Source organism: Thalassoglobus sp. (assembly GCF_048270125.1).
Lineage (GTDB): Bacteria > Planctomycetota > Planctomycetia > Planctomycetales > Planctomycetaceae > Thalassoglobus.
In genome coordinates this window covers 269,817-290,738 of sequence record NZ_JBLWTN010000007.1, presented here as the reverse complement: position 1 = coordinate 290,738, position 20,922 = coordinate 269,817, and the positions used below count along the sequence as shown (strand labels likewise).

Here is a 20,922-nt window from a genome sequence, read left to right as displayed (position 1 = left end):
GATCATAGATCGAATTTACGCTCTGGTCAATTGAATCTATGAATTGAGGCAAACGAGCCCCGTGAGACGGTGACGGTCGGAATTCACTCGGGGACCTGCACTCATAAGATTTTGTTGCTGCCAATCTCCCCAAGCAATACCTTCCACGAATAGTGATGGTGGAGACCGCATTTGACGACGACGGCTGCATAATATTTCTGTCTGGTTCGTGGCAAGCGAGATTTAATAAGCAACTCGATACGCCGCAAATCCCGAGCAGCCCTGAGTTATTCCATTCGATAGATCGACCCCCAATGCAAAGGTTAAAGTCGTACGGCACGTTGTGACCAATGTGGTGGGAGTGAGACATTCTTGAACGGAGTTGCGGCACCAGCCCAACCGAGATGCTGTTGGCAGTTGCAGTCGTTTCTCACTCTCAACGGAGATTCGACGAATCCGAAATACGGATGCCCGATGTCGAACTGCATCTCCACATGAGGCATCTGAAAGCAACCGGTCAGGATGCCCTCAACATAACCTGCCATCAGCGAACCCGCCATGGTTGTTAAATACCCGACGGTGTGTAGCTGAGGGGGGCGTCCCTTCCAGTATTGATCCACCTCATCACCTCGAAGGATAGCGTCCGCTGCAGCTTGCTCCTTAGTTGATCGCTCCGCGTCAGACATGAGTTCGTAGTTCATGTGATCGGTGTTGATTGCGCCTCGGCAGAAAATGCATGATTCGCCTGGACAAAACCAAGACACGTTGACTAATTGCTCCGTCACCTGACCACTGCTTCCATCCATCACCACACCAACGTCGATGACAGGGACCAAATAGTGACGAGAGAGTTCATCAAGTGCCACTCGCCCATGGACGCTGTCCGTGCAGCCCAGAATGAGGTCACAACGAACGACTTCATCGACCGCATTAGCATGCAGCAAGTTTCCAGCGAGGGCTGTTATTTTGGCGTTGGGATTGATTGAGAGAATCAGTTCTCGCATCAAAGCGACCTTAAACGGCATTTGCTCAAACTGAAGATGACGATATTCACTTCCATGCACCCGCTCTAGGTTTGATGGAGATAACTTGTCAGGATCAAGAAGGATGAATTCACCCACACCAGCACGAGCCAACACTTCGATTGCGGGGGATCCAGTGCCACTACATCCGATGACGCCAACCACTGCTTTGGCAAGCCGCTCCTTCGATGGTGCCCCCATGATCGCTTGCAAGCGATCCGTTGTTGACTCTTCGTACGGCTCCGGAATCCTTTCATCGATCGGCAGCAAGTTAGACTGCCATCGGTCAACTTGTTGACCAACGCTTATCAATGCATGCACCGGCAACCATCGTCCACGATCAAATACCCGACCAGAAAATGTCAGCCCACCTCGGTCACTTCGTTCGAGAATCAAACTGCAATACGGATTCCCGTTACTGAAGGATGACACTTCCTGTCCGAAATAAGAATCCATGTCGTCATCAAGCTCACTTGGCGAAACGTGACACCCAACTGGATGAGAATGAATGACTCCGACCGCCAAACCTTCGCTATTTGCGGCGGCATGGAATGCACGCCGGGCGTAGTCTTCGTGGAAGTGCGTCAGATCGGACTGTCTATCAAGTTCACCAGCTTGCGGCCAGAGCCCATCGACAAAACAGATTGCTATTCCCCAAGACGTGCGTCGAAACCCAAATCGAAAAAACGTTCCCCATTCTCGATATGGATATCTTTGAAAAAGGTGCTTTTCCAATTGTGCAAGATCAGCTCGACGAATGCGGACAACACAGTATTCGGAGTCCTGCATATCGGGAAATTCTGGGTCTACTATTTCGCGTCGTGTAGCCATGACAGGATTTCTCCGAGATAAGTGTGAATACCGTGACGGGTGGGATCCCAAGCAGGACCGATTCCATTTGTGTGCGGGTGATAACTGACGAGTTTCCATCTCTGCCCCACTGCCTCGACAATCTGATCCTGCGGACTCCCTTTCACGCATCCCAGCAAAGGAGAGTCGACAGGAAGGAATGCTCCATCGAGCATTTGCCCGGGATATCCCCCCGGAATCAACACCAGGACATCTGTCTCCTCAACGGGAAGTCCAGACATGACACTCAAATCGTGATAGACGACAGCCGAAGGAGATTCAACCAATGATACTTTTGCCTCACCTTGGGCCAGTACGGCAATTTCACGCTGAAGACGTGTCAGCTCGAATCCTCCCGTCACATCTTTGCGAACGACTTCAAACTTCGTACAGTTCTTGATCTCGATTGTTTCCGAATGGTCGACAGGTCGCTTCTCGCCTTCGAGGGACCAAATGCGGGTATTCTCTGGGTTTTCCGGATAAACCAAACTCGCGATCTCCAATCCAGTCATCTCCTCCTTCACTCCGTCCTCTTCTGTAAACGGTCTGGCATTGATAATGACCTTTAATCCGCCTCCTCCTTGACGCGAATAGAAGACCGGTCCCTCCCGGAATAAGACCTCTCGCTCAAGAGGAATCATTGAGTCTTCTGGGCTTTCGAAATCGCGATACAGTTTGATATTCAGGGGAAAGCCGAAAAGCTGGAGAATGCTCTTACCAGTCTGTTTGGGACGCGTGACAACTTCCATTCGATCATCAACAAAGACTGCCAGCTTGGGTGCACTCTTACAAGCGTCTCGCGGAGACACTTCACAGCGTCTGAGACTGTAGAAGACATTTCCTTCACTCAGGTCGATAGTTTCATCGTCTCTAAAAACTGTATCGTTCGGCGAGTTGTGATCTCGCACAAGCACGAATTCGTCATCAATTCCAGCTTGCGCCCGCAATACCACGACGGGTACAACGCTTTGTGGCATCGGTACGGGGGTGTCATCGACCGCAGCGCCCCACTTTGCCACACCACAGATTTGGTTCGTTGTCATCATTGTTGACCTCCTTCAATTAGGTGATTTTTGAGCTTCGCGCCCAACAATACGCCCAGTGTACAACGCACTGCTAAATATGTCAAGCAAGAACTTAGCATTGCTTGCGGAATGAAGCATTTGGCGATACGATGAGCGTTAGAAGCACCAAGAAAAGGAGCATGTCATGGCTAAGAAGTCTGCGAAAACAGGCAAGCAGGTGGCGGCTTCTTCGACCTCAGATCAATCCCTCGGCGATTATTTGTCTCACATCCGCAGCATGAAACAAATGACACTGCGAGAAGTCGAAGAGGCAACGGAGAAGGAAGTCTCGAACGCATATCTGTCTCAACTTGAGAATAATAAGATTGCCAAGCCATCTCCGAGCGTGTTGCACGCTCTGGCTGAGGCATATTCAGTTCCCTATGAGAAACTGATGGAAAAAGTGGGGTATTTGAAACCTAAATCCAAGTCGGTTGGACTCGCTTCGATATCGCGCAATGAGGAGCGTCATGGTCGAGTCGCGACATTCGCAAATGAAAATTTGACTGAAGACGAGGAAGACAAACTCCTCGAGTATTTAGCATTTCTGAGAACAAGGAAGGGAAAAAGTGGTTCAACCGGATGATTGCTCATTGAGCCCCCGACAACAGCGCCTCATTCGCCAGCAGGCAGAACAGGCTCTCCAAAAAGCAGATGCCTTGGGGGTCTTTCCCACGCCTGTCGATGATGTGATGGCAGCGGCGGAACTGTTAGTTGCTTCCGAGGACCTTGCAGACGAAGGTCTTTTAAAGCAATTACGCCGTAAGGCTGGAAAAACCGTTCGTCGTGCTCTGACAAAAATTCTGGGGGTCGTCCATGTTGTCTCACGAATCGTTTACCTTGATAAGGCTGTGCACGTCGCAAAGTTACCCTTTCTGAAATTGCACGAGACCGCGCATGCAGTCCTTCCTTGGCAAAAAGATCTGTATGCCGTCACGGAAGATTGTGAGATGACAATCGCGCCTGAAGTTGCAGAAGAGTTTGAACGCGAAGCGAATTCTTTTGCCACTGAAGTCATATTTCAACTCGACAGTTTCACTCAAGAGTCTTCAGAGCAGCCATTTAATATCTTGGTCCCGGTCCAATTAAGTAAGCAATATGGTGCGTCTGTCTATTCGTCGATCAGGCGCTACGTTTCAAACCATCCCCGTGCATGCATGGTGCTCGTACTCGAAAGACCAGAACTTCATTCCGAACTTGGCTTTACCTGTCAGATTCGAAGAACCCTATCATCCACGAGCTTTCAAGAACAGTTCGGTGATTTGAATTGGCCCCCATTTTTCTCTCCAAGTGATGAGATTGGTGCAGCTATTCCAATGAACGGAAAAAGGATGTCTGGACGTCGTCGTGTCACATTTGTCGATCAAAATGGCGATCAGAACCAGTGTCTTGCAGAAGCGTTCACGAACACTTACCAAGTCTTCATTCTCATTCACTCAGTCAAAACGCTAACGGCGACTTCCGTCTCAGTGGCGTAACGTTTGCCATTTAATGATTAAGCATGCTTAATCACCTAATAGCTAAAAAAAATTGTGGGCGTTGGGGATTGTGAATATTTCGGACGACTCTCCTGCCACAAGGTCATCATCTAAGATCACCTCGTGGCAGGAAATAGCAGGTAGGAGCTTCCAACGTATGAGTTCGCTTGCAAGCAATGCAACCTTCTCCAGTAATTGGAATATCGATGTCAAAATGCTATTCGGTCTTATTGGATTTCCAATTATCGATGAGCCAAGAGTCCACAGAGAAGTGTCTCTTGATGTTCTTGGCTGTCAGGAGGAACGACATCGGAATTTCTTCGGCAACCTCGTCATGGGATAAAGGAAAGGTAAATTCCAAAGCGTTTTCCTTGTTCGGTTTCCAGAGTTCGAAACTGTGTATGCGTCTGTTCTCATTCTTCGAATGCTCGTCCTTTTTATGGTTGAGCGAAACCACGAACAATCCATTCCTGAGATCACCGGCGTGCTGATGCCAGGCTGTGATGATCAGTTTTGGCTGACCGAAAACCGGCCGCTCTACTCGTCCAGTGATCTGGGGAACGACATACGGTTTTTGCTCGTATTCCCATTGCCGGTAGAGTTGAGACCCCACGGGGACGATGATGGTACCTCCCATCAAGACAACAAATAAAACGATCCAACCGTCCTGATACCAGGCGCGTTCTGTATTTGTCATGAGATTCCTTTGTTGAATTAGAATTGTTTGATAAGACGTGAAGAGTACAGTAATCGTCACGTCGCAATGATACTTATAGTCCGTGGTGCAATCGTCGTCGTCAACTGTCCAATGCTTGAATGGCGAAAAAACGAGCGGACATTCTGAAGCGATTTGGGCAGAGGGTGCGGACGCTGCGTAAAGAGCAGGGCTACTCACAGGAGAACTTTGCCTATGCTTGTGGGCTTGATCGCACCTATGTGGGCGGAATCGAACGGGGCGAAAGAAATGTCGCCTTGAGAAACATTGAATTGATTGCCGAGACGTTGGGAATCACTCTGGCAGAGTTGATGGACGGGGTTTGAGTTGCCCAGTCACAAGGTCGAGGGACAAAACAAAATCGTCGCCACCACGGTATTTGGGTCTGGCGTCGTTTGTAGAGCGACTTCAAAGTTCCGGTAAAGATTGGTATGCGAGAGTCTTGCAGTTTGCACATCGCAATGACCATATCGGATCTGCATGCTCTTCAATGCGGATCGCAGTTGCGGGATATCGATAAGGTGCAAACCGTCCAGGTCTTCATCATCGTCGAGATAACCTCGGAAAGCATCTAAACCGGTGCCGCTCATTTCGTCGCGCCAATACTTCAGTGCGGCTCTGATGAGCGCCAGGTCTTTTGCTGTTAGCATGAGATTTCCTTCAGGAGGTATGGGAGTCATTCTTTCGTGGGATTGAGATCGGCTGACTTTTTAACCGTGTTCAGTGGTGATGCGATTTTGTTGGCCTTCGAGATTGTCGGTTCTGACTTCCCAAAATATTGGGCAGCTTTTCGGATAGTGTTTCCAGGTTGTTTGAGGAATTCAGCCACTTCCATGGCATGGTCGCGTGCCCAGCACTTTCTATTCGATTGACTGATATCCTTTCCCATCGCATCGATTCCATGCTGTTTCTTAGCCTCTCGAAGTGCGGCTCGGATTGTTGGAACTGTTTTGCCGAAATGTTCAGCAGTTTCTTCCATTGTGGCAGCGTTTTTGATGCGCCACTCAGCAATCGCCCGAGCATGTTCCTCACGCCAAGTCGGCTCCGTCGGAATCTGAAATGCAGTCACCGAAAACCATTCTGGTCCCAGCCCTTTGAATCGCCGTGTGTCCACAGCGAAGTCATTGAGGGCCATTGCCACGTCGTCATCCTCAAACGAATCCGAGACATTGCGACGGGTTCTGCGGCGCGGTTGCGATTGGTATTCTGAACCTTCCAGGCAAGCAGCGTCGGGAACGAAACTCTCAGAAGACATCTCCAGAAGTGGTAAGAATTCGAGAGCGTCAGGAAAAGCGCCTAGCTTCGAGGTGCACAACTGAATGGTGCCCTCCTGATCACAGTAGATGCCTGCAATATGTTGAGCGAGAAGCACATTCATTGCGGAGGCGTTCTCTCCTGAGAGTGATTCTGACAGCCGAAGGACGTGTTCGGCAACCAGTTCAGGGTTGACAAGTTCATCGACAATTTGGGTGTGAGATGCCAACGAATGGAGTTGCTGTTGAATCTCATCCATTCTGGAGTGATCCCTTTCCCAGTCCGCTTGCAATTCTCGTCGCAGGACTTCGGAAAGATTTGGATCGCCGAGGGACTGCTTCCAGCCACGGCTGCGAACCTCAAGTTCGGAATGCTCACGCTCCAGCTCCGCGCGGACATCCACTTCATTCGGTTGCAGTTGTTGCAACTCGTCACGCACTTGGTCTACAAAGTGAATGAAGTCGGGATTAGTGATTAAATCGTTTTTATTCATGTATCAGTTCCAAGTGTGCGAGAGACAATCTGTTGAACGTGGTTGAGACAAATGACAGCGCGCTTACGCTGCTTGATCGCTGCGCAAGAACAGCTGAGACAACAGAATGTCGAACACAATCTTCCGCAACTTCTTCTCAGGCACGCGATGAGAGTTCTCGCAGACGCCGCTCAAGTAACCGGTACATACGTACGAGGTGTACCGTCGTTCTTCCCCTGACTTGGTTTGATACATTGGACTTGATGACGCATTCATCGAACGTCCACAATGCCGACAGATAACGAGTCCGGAGAGTGGATACTTCAGAGCGATTCCGGCTGCGGAGGGAAGATTCGTGGACTTGTCGTCATCGTTGGGTCTGCTTCTTTGAGCCCGTTGACTGGCAACGAATTCCCAATCCCTTGGGTCAACGATTGGCTCACAGAACTCGGCGTTCCTTTCCCAATCCTCCTCAGGAACTTCCTGTCGCAGACGCACATCGTCGATCACACCCGTGCAGTTCCTGCCCCAAACATACTCTCCCTTGTAGATCTCGTTTTTGAGGATGTAAGTCACAGCGTCGGCACTGGAAGGTAACTGGTCGGCGGGAAAATCCTTCGACTTCTTCAGTTCCTTGAAAATTCGCACCCCCGCCCAGCCACGCTCTGTGGCAAGACTGTAAATTCTGCGAACAAGGGGAGCAGTCTGTGAATCGGGAACGAGAATGCGATGGTCAATTTCTTCGACGCCTTTGCGAAGAACCATGACGCTTTCAAGCTTGTACCCGAATGGAACCGGACCACCTGGCCAGTATCCCAGCCGTACCGAATCTTTCTTACCTCGGACCACATTGTGAGCTTTTGTCCAGCCTTCTTCTGTCGCCCGAATCGATTCAATCTTGGACAACGCTCGTCCCGACCGCGAAGTCGGATCAGCAAATCCGCTATCAACGGTAAGCACGAGGATGCCATTCTTCTCCAACTTGCGTCGAAACTCATCCGCATCCTCAGCCCGAGTCAGGCGTTCAAACGTGTCGACAAGGATCAGATCCGCCTGAACACGTCTGGATTTCAGATCCCGAATCATCCGTTGGTAGCCCGGTCGCTTACGCTTATAGCGTCCCGAGATGCCATCGTCACGATAGGTCGCGACGACCTTCCAGGGAAGGTTGAGCTTCTTTACAAGCCTGTTGACTTCTTCGATCTGCTGATCCGGCGATCGCGGATTCTGCATTTCATCTGACATCCGTGCATAGATGACAACTTGATATTCCTTGGTCAAACTGAATGTTGGTCGTAACATAACGGAACCTCCCTGTCTCAGTTGAGACGACTGTTGTGCCGATGGATTTCCACCGCGATTTGTTTGGCGAAAAGGTCCTTCAGGCTGCTACGACGACGCTGTCTGACCAACTGCGCCAACCGGACTTGTGACTCGAGGTCGATCTCTGTCGGAAACGGGTGTTCGCCATTGGAGATCAGTTCCGCAAGTCTTCCAGTGTCTACTGAACTGGTTGGTTGTTCATCCTGCTCAAAAGCGGCGTCGTCGCTCAAATGAATTTGTTCAGAAATCAGAGGCTCCTTTCCATAAAAAAAGAGCCAGTGCTTCCACTGGCTCAAATACTAAAATAGTTCGATCACGCTGCGATCACGCAGAGCAAAATTTATTAGAAACTCAGGCTTGGGTCACACAGGTTGTCTGGGAAGCAAATACGAAAACTTCATTGTCCGGGAGATCAAGATAGTATCCCTCTCCGTTATGCTTGACCGCCGCAGACAGCTCGTGAGGGAGGCGTTTGCGAAGACGATCTACCATCGATGAAAGTGCGGAGTTCGATACGGATTCTGTGGGATCCAAATCGTTGCCGATCACAGCCCGTTTTGTTGTCACTCGCTCTGCAAGCAAACGCAGGAATTCCAATTGCCTTCTTGAAACAGCAACAGGATTTGCGTCCCAGAAGACGAGACGCTCATCGCGATCGACTACCAACCTTCGCGAAGCAATCAGCCTCTCAAGCTTAGCCGTTGCTGCTGACTCCTCCTTGTACAGGTCTTGTAAACACGTGAGATGGGCTGCAATGCGATCATGAAGCTCAGGACCGCGCAAGCTTCTCATTCGAGCTTTGATCTCACTGGCACCACGTTTTACTGTCTGCGAGTCGAGCCCCAGCCAACTCACGTCTGCTTTGATATTCGTTGCAACATAGACTTGGGTCAACGCGATACAGGCGTCGGTGACCTGTTTGCTTTCGAAGTTTTCGAGGGCATGCTGAAGCGCATCGTAATCTGATTCATACTGTCGATGAGTATCCTCCACTTTCGCCCATAGATGTTTGCCGAGTTTCGATCCAATCATCTTGAGGTAGTCTCTGGATTCCGAAAAGAGCCTTCGTGAGGGACGAATTCGCTCCCACATGCTGCGGACGATGAAATTTCCAATCGGCAGCAGCCTTGGATTCAACGAGACGATTGAGTCCGCAAAACAAATCGCAATTCCGTTTTCAACTGAACTGACTCTCGGTTGTGTTCCGAAGTAATCCTGGATGTTGACCAGATCCTCCCAGGGGCGCCCTGCAAAACGATTCAGCTGCCTGAGGAGATCATCGGTCCGGTTCCATTCCATCCTCTTTTCAACTTCCTCTTCGTCAGTGACGCCGTCTGTCGTGAAGGTTCCCGACGAGACCTGTTCGACAGGAGGAAACTCACTTTGCATAGCGGTCAGAATCTCATCGGGGGCAATGGTTTCCAGGATCGCCTGCGCACAGTCAACGAGAGAATGGTCGACTTGCTCGATCAGGTCACGCAATTCCGTCTTCGCACCGTGTTGGAGTTCTGTGATTGGCCAACTGGCATAACGGCGAAACCGAGGGCGACGAGAATACTCTTCCAGAACGGGGGCAATGTCTTCTTCGTACCAGACCGCCAGCCGACTGATCGAATCTTCATCGAACCCCGAGCGAACGGGAGACGTCTCCTGATACTGACGTATGGCAAAATCAAGTTGCTTCATGGCTGCCCTCCTTAACGAATTCAGTGATATGACTTGTCCTGGTTCAATCACCAATCTTTGCGTGATCGGTGCGTGATCGATACTTGATAGGCTTTCGTTTCCACTGCCGGGATGGTTCCGGCTCAGCAGTTTGCTGGAAACATGCCGTTAATTTTCCAATGTCAGAACTGGTCACGTCAAGCCTGAACCACGCTTCCAATCAGTCATCAACGCCCAACTCCACGTCGCAATCCAAATCTTCAGATTGGAAACGCTATCGTTCCAAACATCGATGGGACCGAGTCGAAGACTTTCCCCGCGGAATCAATCCCCCTCAAAAAGTCCGCATCTACAGTCAGAATGACTATTACCGCCTGCAATGGTGGGAGCCTTCCGCCAAGCGCAATCTGACGGATCGAGTCGAAGGGGATTTGGTGGCTGCCATCATGCGGGCACGTGAGATCGATGAGCGTCTTTTGAACTCGCAGTCATCGGGATTGGGACTCTCCAAACTCACTTTACTTAAGCTACACGATGATTATGTTGCCATGCTTCAGACTCGCACCGACGCTGACGAAATCAGTCCCAAAACGCTAGGCCGCTATTCGTCAGCACTCAAGCACTTTTTGGAGTTCGTTTCGCAATCCGAAGTTCAGCAGCAGTATCGGTACGCTGCAAACGTCGATCAGCGATTCGTGCTCTCGTTCAAAGCTTTTTTGAGCAATTTGAAAGTTCCTCCCAACGGGCATCCCCATGCGACACCGAGACCACTGAAATCTATTGGATATGTGATAGGTGTCACACGAGGGATGTTTAGCTGGGGAACCAGCGAAAAGAGTGGCCCACTGCTGCCGACTGGTTTCCGAAATCCGTTTCGAGAGAATGTCCAGACACGAAAGGACCGCAGGGCGAAGGATCTTTTTGGCGATCCTGATGTTACCGTCGAGATGGCCTCCAAGTTCCTGCAAAACTGCGACGCGTTTCAACTACATTTGTTCACGCCGATCATTCTGTTTGGTCTGCGGGCCAGCGAGCCCTGCCTGATTTTCCGTGAGGATCTCGATACCGAATGGCTTCGTATCATCGGACGTCCAGAACTGGGATATGACACAAAGGGGTTGCGTGACAAGCGACTTCCACTCAGTCCTGAACTGTATGAGTTCTTGACGTCGTCGTCGAGAGAAGAGACTTGTCTGTTGCTGACCAGACGAACCATCTTTGAAGAACGGGAGCAAGTTACAGAACCAGCATCATCAGTTACTGATTTGGTGGATCGCTACCGACAGCAATGCGAGAGGGAACGACATCCGTCTGCAACGTCGCGAGCAAGAATCTCTCAGCACCTCTTCAAAGAGGCAGGTGGACTCGACTACGATCACATTGATCGGGAGTTTCGAACCGTGGCAGGAAAATTGGGGTGGTCGAAAGAGGCGACGCTGAAGGACTTTCGGCATCTGTTCAGTACATCACTGGAAAACGCGGGGGTTCCGCTCTTCTACCGTCGCTATCTGATGGGGCAATCGCCCGGCACGTCGCCGCTGACGACATACACCCATCTGAACCAGTTGCGAGAACAGCATCAGCGAGCTGTCGAGTCAACGCTGGCTCCCCTCTATCAAGCTTTTCATAAGCGAGTTGCCGATCTGGGTGAGAATCGTTAGCCATTTCGATTCGCCAGCCATTCTTCAGTAATCACAATTGCTGGACGATCTTTCAAGGCACGCTCCAATTGCTCTCGCATGGTCGCTGGTCGCGTGTGCGTATAAGTCGCCGTCATTCCGAGCGGATTGGAACGCGATGTGGCATTTGTTGAATGCCCCATCAATTCGTTTCGGATGAGCGGATCAACCCGTCCTTCTTGCAGCGTCGTCGCGAAGAGATGGCGAAGCATTTTCGGGCTCGTGAATCCATTCAGTTCAGCCTTGTCACAGATCTGAATAAAGCTGGTTCGCAGATAATCCGATTTGATCAACCCCACATCGCGCCAGATCGTTCGACATACCTGCTGTCGCTCAACGCGGGAGAGTTGTCGTTGCAACTCCGCCTCTTTCTGATCGATTCGTAGTAAATGCTCTTTCTCCAACATCTCGATTGGACAGCCAGCCAAGGCGGGAGGTTTCGAGTTCGTAAAACGTCTTCGCTGAAACAATGTTCCTGACTGACGATTGAGCGTACACAATTTGATCACTCGATAAAGCACTGGATGTAAAGGGATCATTCGCTCCCGCCGAGTCTTTACTTGCCAACCGAGCTGAGGACGGTTGCGAATGACAACCGCCCGAAGTTGCTCATCGATGTCATCGGGCCAGAACAAGTGCGACAGTTCTCCCGGTCGCAGCCCAGTCAACATGAGTGTCACGAAGATCGGAAACTGCCAATCATCCGCTGCCTCCAGAAACTGTCGTTCCTGATCAGCGTCAAATAGCTCAATCGGCTTCGAGTCTTCGGTCGGAATCTTATCGATCTGCAAGGCTGTGAAAGGATTACTGGCATAGGGCGGAAGGTGCCGTCGCTGGGAGGCGAAATGGAACATCGACCTGCAGACTTCAAGAATGTAACGCAGACCCTTATCGCGGAGCGGTCGCTTTTCAGAGTGAGGATGACCATTCGGAGAAACGTGAATGGCCCGCAAATGCTTGACGAAGAGTTCAGCATGCTCGACACGAAATTGTCCGGTTGACGCAGGTACTCGCGAATCGGTTACGAACACGATCAGATGGTTTGTTGCACTTCGATAACGCGAGATCGTTTTCAACGACGATCTTGCCACTGTCTCATGATGGTCAAGCCACCGCTCCTGGAGGTCGACAATCTTGATTGACTGAAACGATGATGAAACTGGAGCACCATTTTCCAGTTGCGAATTGACCTCAGCAGCGTGCCTACGAGCTTCGTCAAGGTCTGCGCCGATTCGGGGACGATGACGTCGCCCCTGATCGTAGTACGTAAGATACCAAACTTTTCCCCGGAGGTCGCCACGCACGCGACCAACGCGGAATGATTTCGTTTGCTTCGCCATAGGCGTTCCTTTCTTGAGATGTGAGTGGACATATTGGATTGGGGAGCGGTGACTTTGTTTGAAGTCAATGAACATACCCGCCCTACAATGAAGTATGCAGGATGCACTGTTCTTAGAAAATCGGGCCGTCATTCGAGAGAATGGTTCTTCGGCTAACAGACCTTCCAGCACGGCCCCACGCAATGACGCCTTCAACGCAGCGGAAGTCGGATTGCAAGTCGCAGTCCCAGCAACCGATTGTCGAGACTACTCAAGAAATCACATCGCTAATGTTCATTGTGACATTGATGTCGTCACGCCCTGATCGCCACGACAGGGGGGGGCGGATTTAACGATGGGACGTTGGAGGGATGATTTTGGAAGTAAGGGAAGCCACGGCAAAGCGATCCGCGACCTGTCCAAAAAGTCAAACGCCCAGTGATCATCGAAGTGTCGAAATACCTTCGGGAAAACGCATCCCGAGCAACCACCAAAAAAGGAGAGCGGAGAACATTCCTGCCACAAAACGCCACAAATTCCGCCACAAACTTCGAAAAGCGACTGACCCAGAAAATTGTAAATGCCTGCACACCAATCACTTATGGTATGCAGGCATTATGTTGAGCGGAGAGAGGGGGATTCGAACCCCCGGTACCTTGCGGTACACAGCAGTTCCAGTGCTGCACAATCGGCCACTCTGTCATCTCTCCGGGCCAGAGAAAATACTCGGTGGTTCACTGTTTGTCAATTGCCTCGATTTGTGAGGAGAAACGGAGTCTCTCCACTAGAGCAGTTTGCTCTACCGAGTGCCCTAGAAGAGCGCGGTTCATCAATAAAATTGCTGTTCGCCACGAGGCAGAACCTGTACACCAATTCGAAAGAGGCTCTAATTTTGGCATTCAGCCATTTCAGCTCTGGTGAGAGGCTCACACGGTAGGCCGATTACCAAATTGAATGAATCTCTGACCTGAACAAGCTGCGACTTTGCATTCAAAAAAATCTGCACTCAATTCCTGACTTCTGCCTCCTTTGAAAGGATGTGTGTAGTCAGTTGCGTGGATTCTGTTGCGTGGAAATCAGCTGCTCATTATGTGAAATGGACTCTTTGCGAACAGAAGAAAGCAAAGCTGATCAGTCTCATCAATCACTGCTGGTCTGTATTTGATTTTCGAGGAAGAGTCGATTCTTCCAGATGTCCATGCGATGCAAATGAAATTGGGCTAGGACGCCGAGTGTTGCAAGGCCGTACTTGGCACTGCGGCGAAAATTGATGCTGCTGGCTTCATCGAAGTACCGAACCGGAACGGGAACATCACCGATGCGGAATCCGAAGTGGACCGCTTGGGCCAGAAACTGGCTGTCGAAAACGAAATCATCAGAATTTGTATGATATGGAATTTTTTCCAGGACTGCTCGAGAGTAAGCTCGAAATCCAGAATGGAAATCTCCGACATTTTGTCCCAATGCAATGTTCTCAATCGTCGTGAGAAATCGATTGGCGATGTATTTGTAAACCGGCATTCCGCCGTTGAGTGCTTCTCGCCGGGTACGAATTCGTGAACCGAGGACGACATCACAGATGCCAAGCTTAATGAATTCGATGGCGGCTCCCATGACGCGGCTATCGTATTGATAATCAGGATGGATCATCACCACGAAATCTGCTCCACGTTGTAATGCGTGATCGTAGCAGGTCTTTTGATTGGCTCCGTAACCGCCGTTTTTCTTGTGTTCAATGACTGTCACTCCCAATGACTTCGCAACTTCGACGGTATCATCGGTGCTGCAATCATCGACAAGAATGACTTCATCAACGACACCTTTAGGAATGTCGGCGAGAGTTCGTCTGATCGTTTTCGATGCATTGTATGCGGGCATCACTGCAATGGTTCGCTGCGGCAATGTGTTGTCCGCAGCGACAGCGTGCATCAATGATTCAATTCTACCGAGCGCGCGGCTGGGGGATTCAGTCGATTCAACAGAAGTAACCACGAAATTCTCTCCAAAGGTAACAAGCTTTGGGAAAACCTAGTTCACCAAACAGCCAGAGGCTTCGAAAAACCAGAGTTGTCGGGAGTTCGTGGGTCCGGTTATGCCGACTTGTTGCTTTGCGTCATCAATTATTCCCCAAGCACGTTTTGAAGCGGTCCAGAAACCTGATGCCCCAGCATTTTCGGGCTTATTGAGCAGGGGAAGAGAATTCAATTATTCTTCGTGGCGACGAAGATCACTTCAGAGGAGGTCATCGCACCTCGTTCATCAGTCGCTGTGAAATACCAGATGGTTGCGTCATCGGGGACTTGTGATGTGAGGACTCTGCCTTTGTCGTCAAGAGCGGCGGCGGTCGTTGACCACTTCCTTTTGGAGAGCAAGCCTTGATCACTTGTCCAATGGAAATGAGCTTTCGCAATTGGAATCTGTGACTGAATTTGAGCGGTTGCCTGTGCGGCGTGTTGCTCCGGTCGGTCTATTTTCGCAAGAGGTTTGGCGTTGTGAATTTTGCTGGCAACGAACTGTTCGATCTCCATCGGAGCCCATCCGGGTGGGTGTCCATGCCTCATATTGACTTCGATGCGTAAGTTCTTTTCACCCGGGACTGCGTGATAGCTTTTCATGTAGCTGTCGAGGGGATAATGAATATCGTTCGTCCCATTCACGAAGAAAATTGGAACATGACAGTTCACGAGGTGCTTTGATGGATCGTACATTTTAATCCACTCTTCTCGCTTCTCTGGAGAGAGTCGGTCAATTTGCGGCTTTTGAACAGATTCTCCCTCGTAAAGGAAACCACATCCGTAAACCGGAACAGCAGCTTTGAATCGTGAATCCACCGAGGCGGCGATGCATGTCAGGTAACCGCCCCAGCTAATGCCGGTGACGGCAGTCCGTTCGGGATCGACTTCCGGAAAACTTCGTACAAGAGAATGGGCCAGCAAGATGTTCGAAATCGCGTGATACTGCCAATCGTCAGTGATGTCACCACCAACGTTCTTGAATTTTTCTTCACCTGTATGTTCCGGTCCTCCATGCGGCAAGCGTGTCCGAATAAGCTTGCCGTGATTTCGCTCTACGACAAGTTTGTTTGTTTTCTTATCGAAGACTGGAGAAGCGGGTCTTCGTCCAGAGAAATCGAGTGCGATGGCTGCGTACCCACGCTTCGCCCAGAGTTCGACCCAATCGGCGAAAGCGGTCCCGCCTCCACCATGCAGCAGGACAACAGCTGGAAGATTCTTGTCTTTCGATGGGTCCCCAGAAAGGGTACCAGGTGTGGCGTAGAAAGCAAAAACCTGAGTCGGTCCGCCGTTGTAATCAGGTCCGGTAAATATCAATGATCGAATGGGAACATTGGAATCAACCCATTCCATTTTTGGAGGTTTTGAAAGAGCTTTCAGATCCCAAATAGAAGTCAAATTATCTTCAGCGTATAACTGAGAAGTCATAGCGATCAAAATAAGGATTGATAAAAATTTCATCTGGGATCTCGATCGTACTGGAAATGTGTCAGTTCAAAATTATCGATTTCACGTCATTGCATTCGTTGTCATGTAAAGTCGGCTCGAAAATAATGTACGTGCTCTGCCTCGTGAAGAACAGCTTCACCCTCATTAAAGAGGTGCTTCACGGAGACGAGAAACGCGAATCTGCCTCAACATCACCACTATCCCAATCTTGGCCAGAAGACTGTTGCAGGATAGGTTCCGACTGCATCGGTGACGACAAGACTGGTTCCGGGTTTGGCGAATTTTGTACGCAGAATCGCAAACCCAACGCTTGTTCCATCATCACGCTGAGCGACTGATGTGATTGTGCCAACTTCTTTTTCTTCTGCCAGCACTGACGCTCCGATTGAGACGCTCTCCGCTTCAATGACCAAACCTCGCAGTTCCTTATTCGTGTGCCCCATTGCATCCAGACGTGCGATCGGTTCCTGACCAAGGTAGCAGCCTTTCGTGAAGCTGATTGTCTGTTCGGTGCGTGCTGCTTCCTGTGCGATGTTGGCTTCAGAGATATCCATTCCTGCGAAAGGGAACCCCGCTTCAATTCTCAATCGCTCGAACTGCGAGTCTGTTCCAACTGAGACACCTTTCTCAAGAAGGTGCAGTTGAGCGATTTGAATCTCTTCTCGTGAACCAGAAATGAGATAAGTCGGGAAGTTTGTGATGTCCACGCGAACGATCAGAACCGAGGTTCCTCCCAGTTCGATTTTCTTACCCTGATTCAATTCAAGACTGACTGTCTCTCCGATGAAGTCCGCAACGTTGTCACCAGCCAGACAGAGCAAAGCGGTGTCGCTGGTCGTATCATGAACTTCCGCCTCTACGCCGAGCAGGTATTTCGTCAGGTGCGGAGCTACCGTTTCATTCGAGCCCGGAACAGCGAGCAAAGTCAGATGTTCGTCCTCGGCAACAACAAAAAGATGCCCCAGTATCTTCCCCTTGATATCCGGAATGAAGGCTTCACAGACCGCTCCAGAATCCAGCTTAATAATATCGTTTGTACAGAAGCTCTGCAGGAAGGATTTCCGGTCGACTCCAGTAATCTGAATTTGTGACCAGACTGACAAATCAAACAGCAGTGTATCCATCGTTTCAGAATCCGAATTATTAATAAGCAAAGGTGACAGATCATAAAAATGAAGACAGCCCGGCTCACGCGAACCGGGCTGCCTTGAAATCAGCATACAGACTTACTAGCTCTAACAAAACCTGCACGAAATTTCGGAATCTCGGTGATTCAACTCAATCCCAGAAATCTTGTCAGGGTCTCTTAGCTTCATAGAGAAAATCCGTCTCTATTTCTTTTTAAAATCGATCGGATCATTCCCCGTGGTATCTCCGAGCATATAGAACTCAAGATCGTTTCCTTTCACAATGGTTTGAGCGAGCATCACTCCGGAGTCATTCATTTCCATTGCCAGAACTCCATCTTTGTCGACGCCCCAAATTCCACGGACTTCTTGAGTTTTCCCATCTGCTGTGAACTTCCAGGTGAATTCCTGATTCTCTTCAAGTTCCATTTCGTAGCTCGATTCGCCACGAGTTGCTTTCCAACTCCCTTGCAGCTGTTTCGTTTCAACAGGGTCTGCTGGTTTTGGAGGCTCCACTTTCTTAGCGGGGTTTGGAATTTCCGCGTCTGGGTCAAGCCGTTGAAGCATCTGAATTGAGACCTGATCCTGCGGGTTCGCTTTGACAAGTCCTTGTAGCTGCTCGATCGCTGCGTCGTCGTGACCAGCGGTCACATACTGATACGCAAGAACAAAACGGGCTGCCTGATCTGAAGGATTTTTCTTGCAATAACTTTCCAGTGCTCGCAACTGTTCGGTATAGACATCAACACTTGGGTACAACCCACTCAGTGTTGTCCAATCCCAGCCGGGGCCAACGCTTAAGACCGCATACAGCGTCGCTGCGGATTGTTGATAGTCCGCAAGCGCGAAGGTCACCAACGCTCGGAATTCATGAATTGCAGTATCGTTTGGCATCTCCTTGAGTGCTGCGTCCGTCGACTTGAGGGCCGCGTCATAGTCACCGTCGTAGAACTGGTTTCGTGCCTGGTCAAAGCTGGACAATGCCGTTTCCGGAAGTGCAGCAGGAGGTTCCGTTGAAGCTGGATCACCAGCGAGCGTTTGCTCATCCGGTGTCATGACAATCGGTTGTGAGTAGTCATAGACCGTGCTGCTGTTGTCAACATAAGAAGTCGCATACGGGTTGGTATAGCTATTGTATCCAAATGCCCAACCAACACGGTTCACGGCCCATGTCGTGACACCGAACGCTGTCATCACAGGATAATTGTCCCACCAATAGTTCCAGCGTCCACCTGGATAGTAGTGACCATGCCAGTTTCCGTGGTGCCAGTCTCCATGATGATGATAGTGATTGTCGTGCCAGTTGTTCCAATTGTCGTGTCGCGAATCCCATTGGTTATTCCGGTTACCAATATTGTTATTGTTGCCAATGTTATTGATATTGATATCGCGGGTATCAATGTTCGTCAGACGGTCGTTCAAGTTATTTTTACGGTCGTCGAAGCTCGGACGATCTGGCCGGTTTCCAGGACGGTCCCCAGCATTAGGTCGGTCTCCGATGTTCGGGCGATCACCATTTCCAGGGCGGTTTCCGGGCCGATCACCAATATTGGGTCTGTCACCAGTTTCTGGGCGATCTCCGATATTCGGTCGATCTCCATTCCCGGGGCGATTGCCTGGGCGATCACCAATACTTGGTCGATCTCCCGTTCCACCACCGAGCCCGGGAAGCGTTGATGGACGTCCATCAGATCCCGGACGACCAGGTAATCTTGTTCCAGTATCAATTCCTGAACCGGGTCTGTTTCCACCGCTGCCTGGGCGAGTCCCAGGTAACGAAGGACGATTTCCCGGTTGAATGCTAGGGCGGCCCCCAGGCTGAACGCCGGGTCGACTCCCTGGTAGAGTGCTCGGGCGATTTCCTGGTTGAATACTCGGCAATTGACCGGGACGTCCACTTCCTCCACTCCCAGGACGAGATGATGGGAGGTTAGGCCGACTCCCTGAGGAGCTTGGGATGCTTGGACGGCTACTCGGAGTACTCGGCCGGCTGCTCGGAATATTTGGACGACTACTTGGCATGCTTGGCCGACTGCTTGGAGTGCTTGGGCGGCTCATCGATGGGGAAGAAGGCCTTGAAGTTGGTCTGCTGACAGAAGGGGAAGAGGGACGACTCATCCCGCCGCCACCGCCACCGAAGCTACGTCCGCCGCCACCACCGCCACCGCCGAAACTACGTCCACCACCGCCGCCGCCACCAAAACTGCGTCCGCCACCACCGCCGCCGCCGAAGCCACGTGCAATGACATCTTCAGCTCCGATGAAGCTTACGGCGAGGCAAAGAAAGAAAATTTTTATTGATGAAGTTTTCATAATTGTCGATTCTCACGTCTCGTGTTTTGTACCTATCCGAAAAGTTATGAAATGAGTGATTCTCGCTCGTACCGAGAGATCAATTTCGAGCATTCGGATCTGTTCTAAAAGGAATTGAAAAACTCGACCATTCGAGTCGACATTACTCTTCTGATGCTTCAAGAAGCCCCGGTTTAGGTGGTTGCCGAACCATCGTAATTTTATTTCCGGAGAGATGAACTTCATCTCCTACAACGAGATTCTCAAAATGCCACTTGACAGTTTCCGCGTCAACAATCTGATAGACAGCGGTACTCGTGACAGTTTCTCCATCGGAGTTGAAGCCAGCGGACGTCAAGATCCAGCTTCCATCAAGCTGAGTCCAGATTCCAGACATGAATCCACCACTGGAGTCAAAAGTCCATGAGCGGATTTTTTTGTGGATGGGATCCCAACCAGTTCGTTGGACACCAGAAAGTTCTCGACCGTCAAAAGTCCGGACTACAAATTCTCTGATCAGAAAATTTCCATCTTCGGACCAGCCACATTCAGTGAACACTTTTGCTCGGGAGTCTTCATTCACCCATTCCCCCAACATCCATGAGAGTTGAGCAAGTTGCTCTTCACGTCCCAGTGGTTTTCGAGGGAAGTCCTTGAGAATTTCAATTCGCCAAACACCGTCCTCTCCCTTTTTATGAATGGCGACGTAACGATTACGATTGAGTGGTTGCCCCGGTCCTTCAGTGGCGATGACAACTCCTTCTTCAATGGCAACCGTATCACTTAAATGACGCACACCTTCGATATTGATCGCTTCAATCATCGCTTGAGAGCCTTCAACGAAGGCCTCTTTGAATCGGGAAACAATTGCGACTCGACCATGCGTCCGAACTCCTAATTCATCCAGGAATTCAGCATTTTCCGTGAACAACTCGCCAATCTTTTCTGCATCACGACTTGCATAAGCATCAACAAAACTTTGAGCACTCTCCCAAAACGGTTTTTCTTCCGCCGGAACCGTAAATTCCTCGGAGTCTACCTGAGGGGAATCCTGGGCAGTCGCGATGTTGCTCACAACGAGCAGCATCCCCAGAAGAACAAATGGTCCTCGCAGAGAAGGGCGTAGGAGCATAGCTGAAACCTTTTTTAGAACGCCTGACAATACTGATTGAATCGTTGTCTTTCTCTGGAACAATGATCACTTGCTCAGTTTTTGTCAGAAC

17 protein-coding genes and 1 tRNA gene are annotated in these 20,922 nt (G+C 50.2%); 4 read left to right on the top strand and 14 right to left on the bottom strand.

Going from position 1 to position 20,922, the window contains the following annotated elements; all coding sequences use genetic code 11:
- Nucleotides 1-302: 302 nt before the first annotated feature.
- Nucleotides 303-1,832 (bottom strand): ThiF family adenylyltransferase, encoded by a 1,530-nt coding sequence (locus ACN0YR_RS11320; RefSeq protein WP_417849325.1) that lies wholly within the window; start codon nucleotides 1,830-1,832, stop codon nucleotides 303-305.
- The gene (locus ACN0YR_RS11315) at nucleotides 1,811-2,896 is read right to left on the bottom strand and encodes an E2/UBC family protein (protein WP_417849324.1); all 1,086 of its coding nucleotides are present in this window, start codon (nucleotides 2,894-2,896) and stop codon (nucleotides 1,811-1,813) included. Before ACN0YR_RS11315 ends, ACN0YR_RS11320 begins: the two co-directional genes overlap by 22 nt.
- Nucleotides 2,897-3,059: 163 nt before the next feature.
- Here ACN0YR_RS11315 and ACN0YR_RS11310 point away from each other — a divergent pair, with 163 nt between their 5' ends.
- Nucleotides 3,060-3,500, top strand: a complete 441-nt coding sequence (locus ACN0YR_RS11310) for a helix-turn-helix domain-containing protein (RefSeq protein ID WP_417849323.1) — start codon at nucleotides 3,060-3,062, stop codon at nucleotides 3,498-3,500.
- 7 nt (nucleotides 3,501-3,507) lie between these two features.
- The gene (locus tag ACN0YR_RS11305) at nucleotides 3,508-4,392 is read left to right on the top strand and encodes a hypothetical protein (protein WP_417849322.1); all 885 of its coding nucleotides are present in this window, start codon (nucleotides 3,508-3,510) and stop codon (nucleotides 4,390-4,392) included.
- 217 nt (nucleotides 4,393-4,609) lie between these two features.
- On the opposite strand, the gene ACN0YR_RS11300 is transcribed toward ACN0YR_RS11305, so the two are convergent.
- Nucleotides 4,610-5,089 (bottom strand): hypothetical protein, encoded by a 480-nt coding sequence (locus ACN0YR_RS11300; RefSeq protein WP_417849321.1) that lies wholly within the window; start codon nucleotides 5,087-5,089, stop codon nucleotides 4,610-4,612.
- Nucleotides 5,090-5,208: 119 nt separating this feature from the next.
- Between ACN0YR_RS11300 and ACN0YR_RS11295 the strand changes: the two genes are divergently transcribed.
- Nucleotides 5,209-5,433 (top strand): helix-turn-helix domain-containing protein, encoded by a 225-nt coding sequence (locus tag ACN0YR_RS11295; RefSeq protein WP_417849320.1) that lies wholly within the window; start codon nucleotides 5,209-5,211, stop codon nucleotides 5,431-5,433.
- Between the two features lie 9 nt (nucleotides 5,434-5,442).
- Here the strand turns inward: ACN0YR_RS11295 and ACN0YR_RS11290 are convergent, their stop codons facing one another.
- The 4 genes from ACN0YR_RS11290 to ACN0YR_RS11275 all read right to left on the bottom strand — a co-directional run bounded on the left by ACN0YR_RS11290 (nucleotide 5,443) and on the right by ACN0YR_RS11275 (nucleotide 9,842).
- On the bottom strand, nucleotides 5,443-5,757 hold the full coding sequence (locus ACN0YR_RS11290; RefSeq protein WP_417849319.1) for a hypothetical protein: 315 nt from the start codon (nucleotides 5,755-5,757) through the stop codon (nucleotides 5,443-5,445).
- 26 nt (nucleotides 5,758-5,783) lie between these two features.
- Complete coding sequence (locus ACN0YR_RS11285; protein WP_417849318.1) at nucleotides 5,784-6,854, bottom strand: hypothetical protein; 1,071 nt, start codon at nucleotides 6,852-6,854, stop codon at nucleotides 5,784-5,786.
- A gap of 63 nt (nucleotides 6,855-6,917) precedes the next feature.
- On the bottom strand, nucleotides 6,918-8,135 hold the full coding sequence (locus ACN0YR_RS11280; protein ID WP_417849317.1) for a recombinase family protein: 1,218 nt from the start codon (nucleotides 8,133-8,135) through the stop codon (nucleotides 6,918-6,920).
- Between the two features lie 372 nt (nucleotides 8,136-8,507).
- Nucleotides 8,508-9,842, bottom strand: coding sequence for a hypothetical protein (locus tag ACN0YR_RS11275; protein ID WP_417849316.1), 1,335 nt, complete (start codon nucleotides 9,840-9,842; stop codon nucleotides 8,508-8,510).
- 158 nt (nucleotides 9,843-10,000) lie between these two features.
- Here ACN0YR_RS11275 and ACN0YR_RS11270 point away from each other — a divergent pair, with 158 nt between their 5' ends.
- A complete protein-coding gene (locus tag ACN0YR_RS11270; RefSeq protein ID WP_417849315.1) occupies nucleotides 10,001-11,482 on the top strand; it encodes a hypothetical protein in 1,482 nt (493 codons plus the stop codon).
- Here ACN0YR_RS11270 and ACN0YR_RS11265 read toward each other — a convergent pair.
- The 7 genes from ACN0YR_RS11265 to ACN0YR_RS11235 all read right to left on the bottom strand — a co-directional run bounded on the left by ACN0YR_RS11265 (nucleotide 11,479) and on the right by ACN0YR_RS11235 (nucleotide 20,831).
- Entirely contained in the window at nucleotides 11,479-12,840 is a 1,362-nt protein-coding gene (locus ACN0YR_RS11265; protein WP_417849314.1) for a tyrosine-type recombinase/integrase, read from the bottom strand. The two genes, ACN0YR_RS11270 and ACN0YR_RS11265, sit on opposite strands and share 4 nt — an antisense overlap.
- 604 nt (nucleotides 12,841-13,444) lie before the next feature.
- Nucleotides 13,445-13,529: transfer RNA gene (locus tag ACN0YR_RS11260), tRNA-Ser, on the bottom strand.
- A gap of 430 nt (nucleotides 13,530-13,959) precedes the next feature.
- Nucleotides 13,960-14,748, bottom strand: coding sequence for a glycosyltransferase family 2 protein (locus tag ACN0YR_RS11255; RefSeq protein ID WP_417849344.1), 789 nt, complete (start codon nucleotides 14,746-14,748; stop codon nucleotides 13,960-13,962).
- Nucleotides 14,749-15,020: 272 nt separating this feature from the next.
- The gene (locus ACN0YR_RS11250) at nucleotides 15,021-16,292 is read right to left on the bottom strand and encodes an alpha/beta hydrolase family protein (protein ID WP_417849313.1); all 1,272 of its coding nucleotides are present in this window, start codon (nucleotides 16,290-16,292) and stop codon (nucleotides 15,021-15,023) included.
- 185 nt (nucleotides 16,293-16,477) lie between these two features.
- The gene (locus ACN0YR_RS11245) at nucleotides 16,478-17,404 is read right to left on the bottom strand and encodes a YgfZ/GcvT domain-containing protein (protein WP_417849312.1); all 927 of its coding nucleotides are present in this window, start codon (nucleotides 17,402-17,404) and stop codon (nucleotides 16,478-16,480) included.
- Between the two features lie 207 nt (nucleotides 17,405-17,611).
- Entirely contained in the window at nucleotides 17,612-19,720 is a 2,109-nt protein-coding gene (locus tag ACN0YR_RS11240; protein WP_417849311.1) for a tetratricopeptide repeat protein, read from the bottom strand.
- Nucleotides 19,721-19,862: 142 nt separating this feature from the next.
- The gene (locus ACN0YR_RS11235; RefSeq protein ID WP_417849310.1) at nucleotides 19,863-20,831 is read right to left on the bottom strand and encodes a YybH family protein; all 969 of its coding nucleotides are present in this window, start codon (nucleotides 20,829-20,831) and stop codon (nucleotides 19,863-19,865) included.
- Nucleotides 20,832-20,922: the final 91 nt, after the last annotated feature.

What these genes read in the sequence shown, in the direction of transcription:
- ACN0YR_RS11320 (WP_417849325.1), bottom strand. Translation starts at nt 1,832, where the DNA reads ATGGCTACACGACGCGAAATAGTAGACCCAGAATTTCCCGATATGCAG.
- ACN0YR_RS11315 (WP_417849324.1), bottom strand. Translation starts at nt 2,896, where the DNA reads ATGATGACAACGAACCAAATCTGTGGTGTGGCAAAGTGGGGCGCTGCG.
- ACN0YR_RS11310 (WP_417849323.1), top strand. Translation starts at nt 3,060, where the DNA reads ATGGCTAAGAAGTCTGCGAAAACAGGCAAGCAGGTGGCGGCTTCTTCG.
- ACN0YR_RS11300 (WP_417849321.1), bottom strand. Translation starts at nt 5,089, where the DNA reads ATGACAAATACAGAACGCGCCTGGTATCAGGACGGTTGGATCGTTTTA.
- ACN0YR_RS11295 (WP_417849320.1), top strand. Translation starts at nt 5,209, where the DNA reads ATGGCGAAAAAACGAGCGGACATTCTGAAGCGATTTGGGCAGAGGGTG.
- ACN0YR_RS11290 (WP_417849319.1), bottom strand. Translation starts at nt 5,757, where the DNA reads ATGCTAACAGCAAAAGACCTGGCGCTCATCAGAGCCGCACTGAAGTAT.
- ACN0YR_RS11285 (WP_417849318.1), bottom strand. Translation starts at nt 6,854, where the DNA reads ATGAATAAAAACGATTTAATCACTAATCCCGACTTCATTCACTTTGTA.
- ACN0YR_RS11280 (WP_417849317.1), bottom strand. Translation starts at nt 8,135, where the DNA reads ATGTTACGACCAACATTCAGTTTGACCAAGGAATATCAAGTTGTCATC.
- ACN0YR_RS11275 (WP_417849316.1), bottom strand. Translation starts at nt 9,842, where the DNA reads ATGAAGCAACTTGATTTTGCCATACGTCAGTATCAGGAGACGTCTCCC.
- ACN0YR_RS11270 (WP_417849315.1), top strand. Translation starts at nt 10,001, where the DNA reads ATGTCAGAACTGGTCACGTCAAGCCTGAACCACGCTTCCAATCAGTCA.
- ACN0YR_RS11265 (WP_417849314.1), bottom strand. Translation starts at nt 12,840, where the DNA reads ATGGCGAAGCAAACGAAATCATTCCGCGTTGGTCGCGTGCGTGGCGAC.
- ACN0YR_RS11255 (WP_417849344.1), bottom strand. Translation starts at nt 14,748, where the DNA reads ATGCACGCTGTCGCTGCGGACAACACATTGCCGCAGCGAACCATTGCA.
- ACN0YR_RS11250 (WP_417849313.1), bottom strand. Translation starts at nt 16,292, where the DNA reads ATGAAATTTTTATCAATCCTTATTTTGATCGCTATGACTTCTCAGTTA.
- ACN0YR_RS11245 (WP_417849312.1), bottom strand. Translation starts at nt 17,404, where the DNA reads ATGGATACACTGCTGTTTGATTTGTCAGTCTGGTCACAAATTCAGATT.
- ACN0YR_RS11240 (WP_417849311.1), bottom strand. Translation starts at nt 19,720, where the DNA reads ATGAAAACTTCATCAATAAAAATTTTCTTTCTTTGCCTCGCCGTAAGC.
- ACN0YR_RS11235 (WP_417849310.1), bottom strand. Translation starts at nt 20,831, where the DNA reads ATGCTCCTACGCCCTTCTCTGCGAGGACCATTTGTTCTTCTGGGGATG.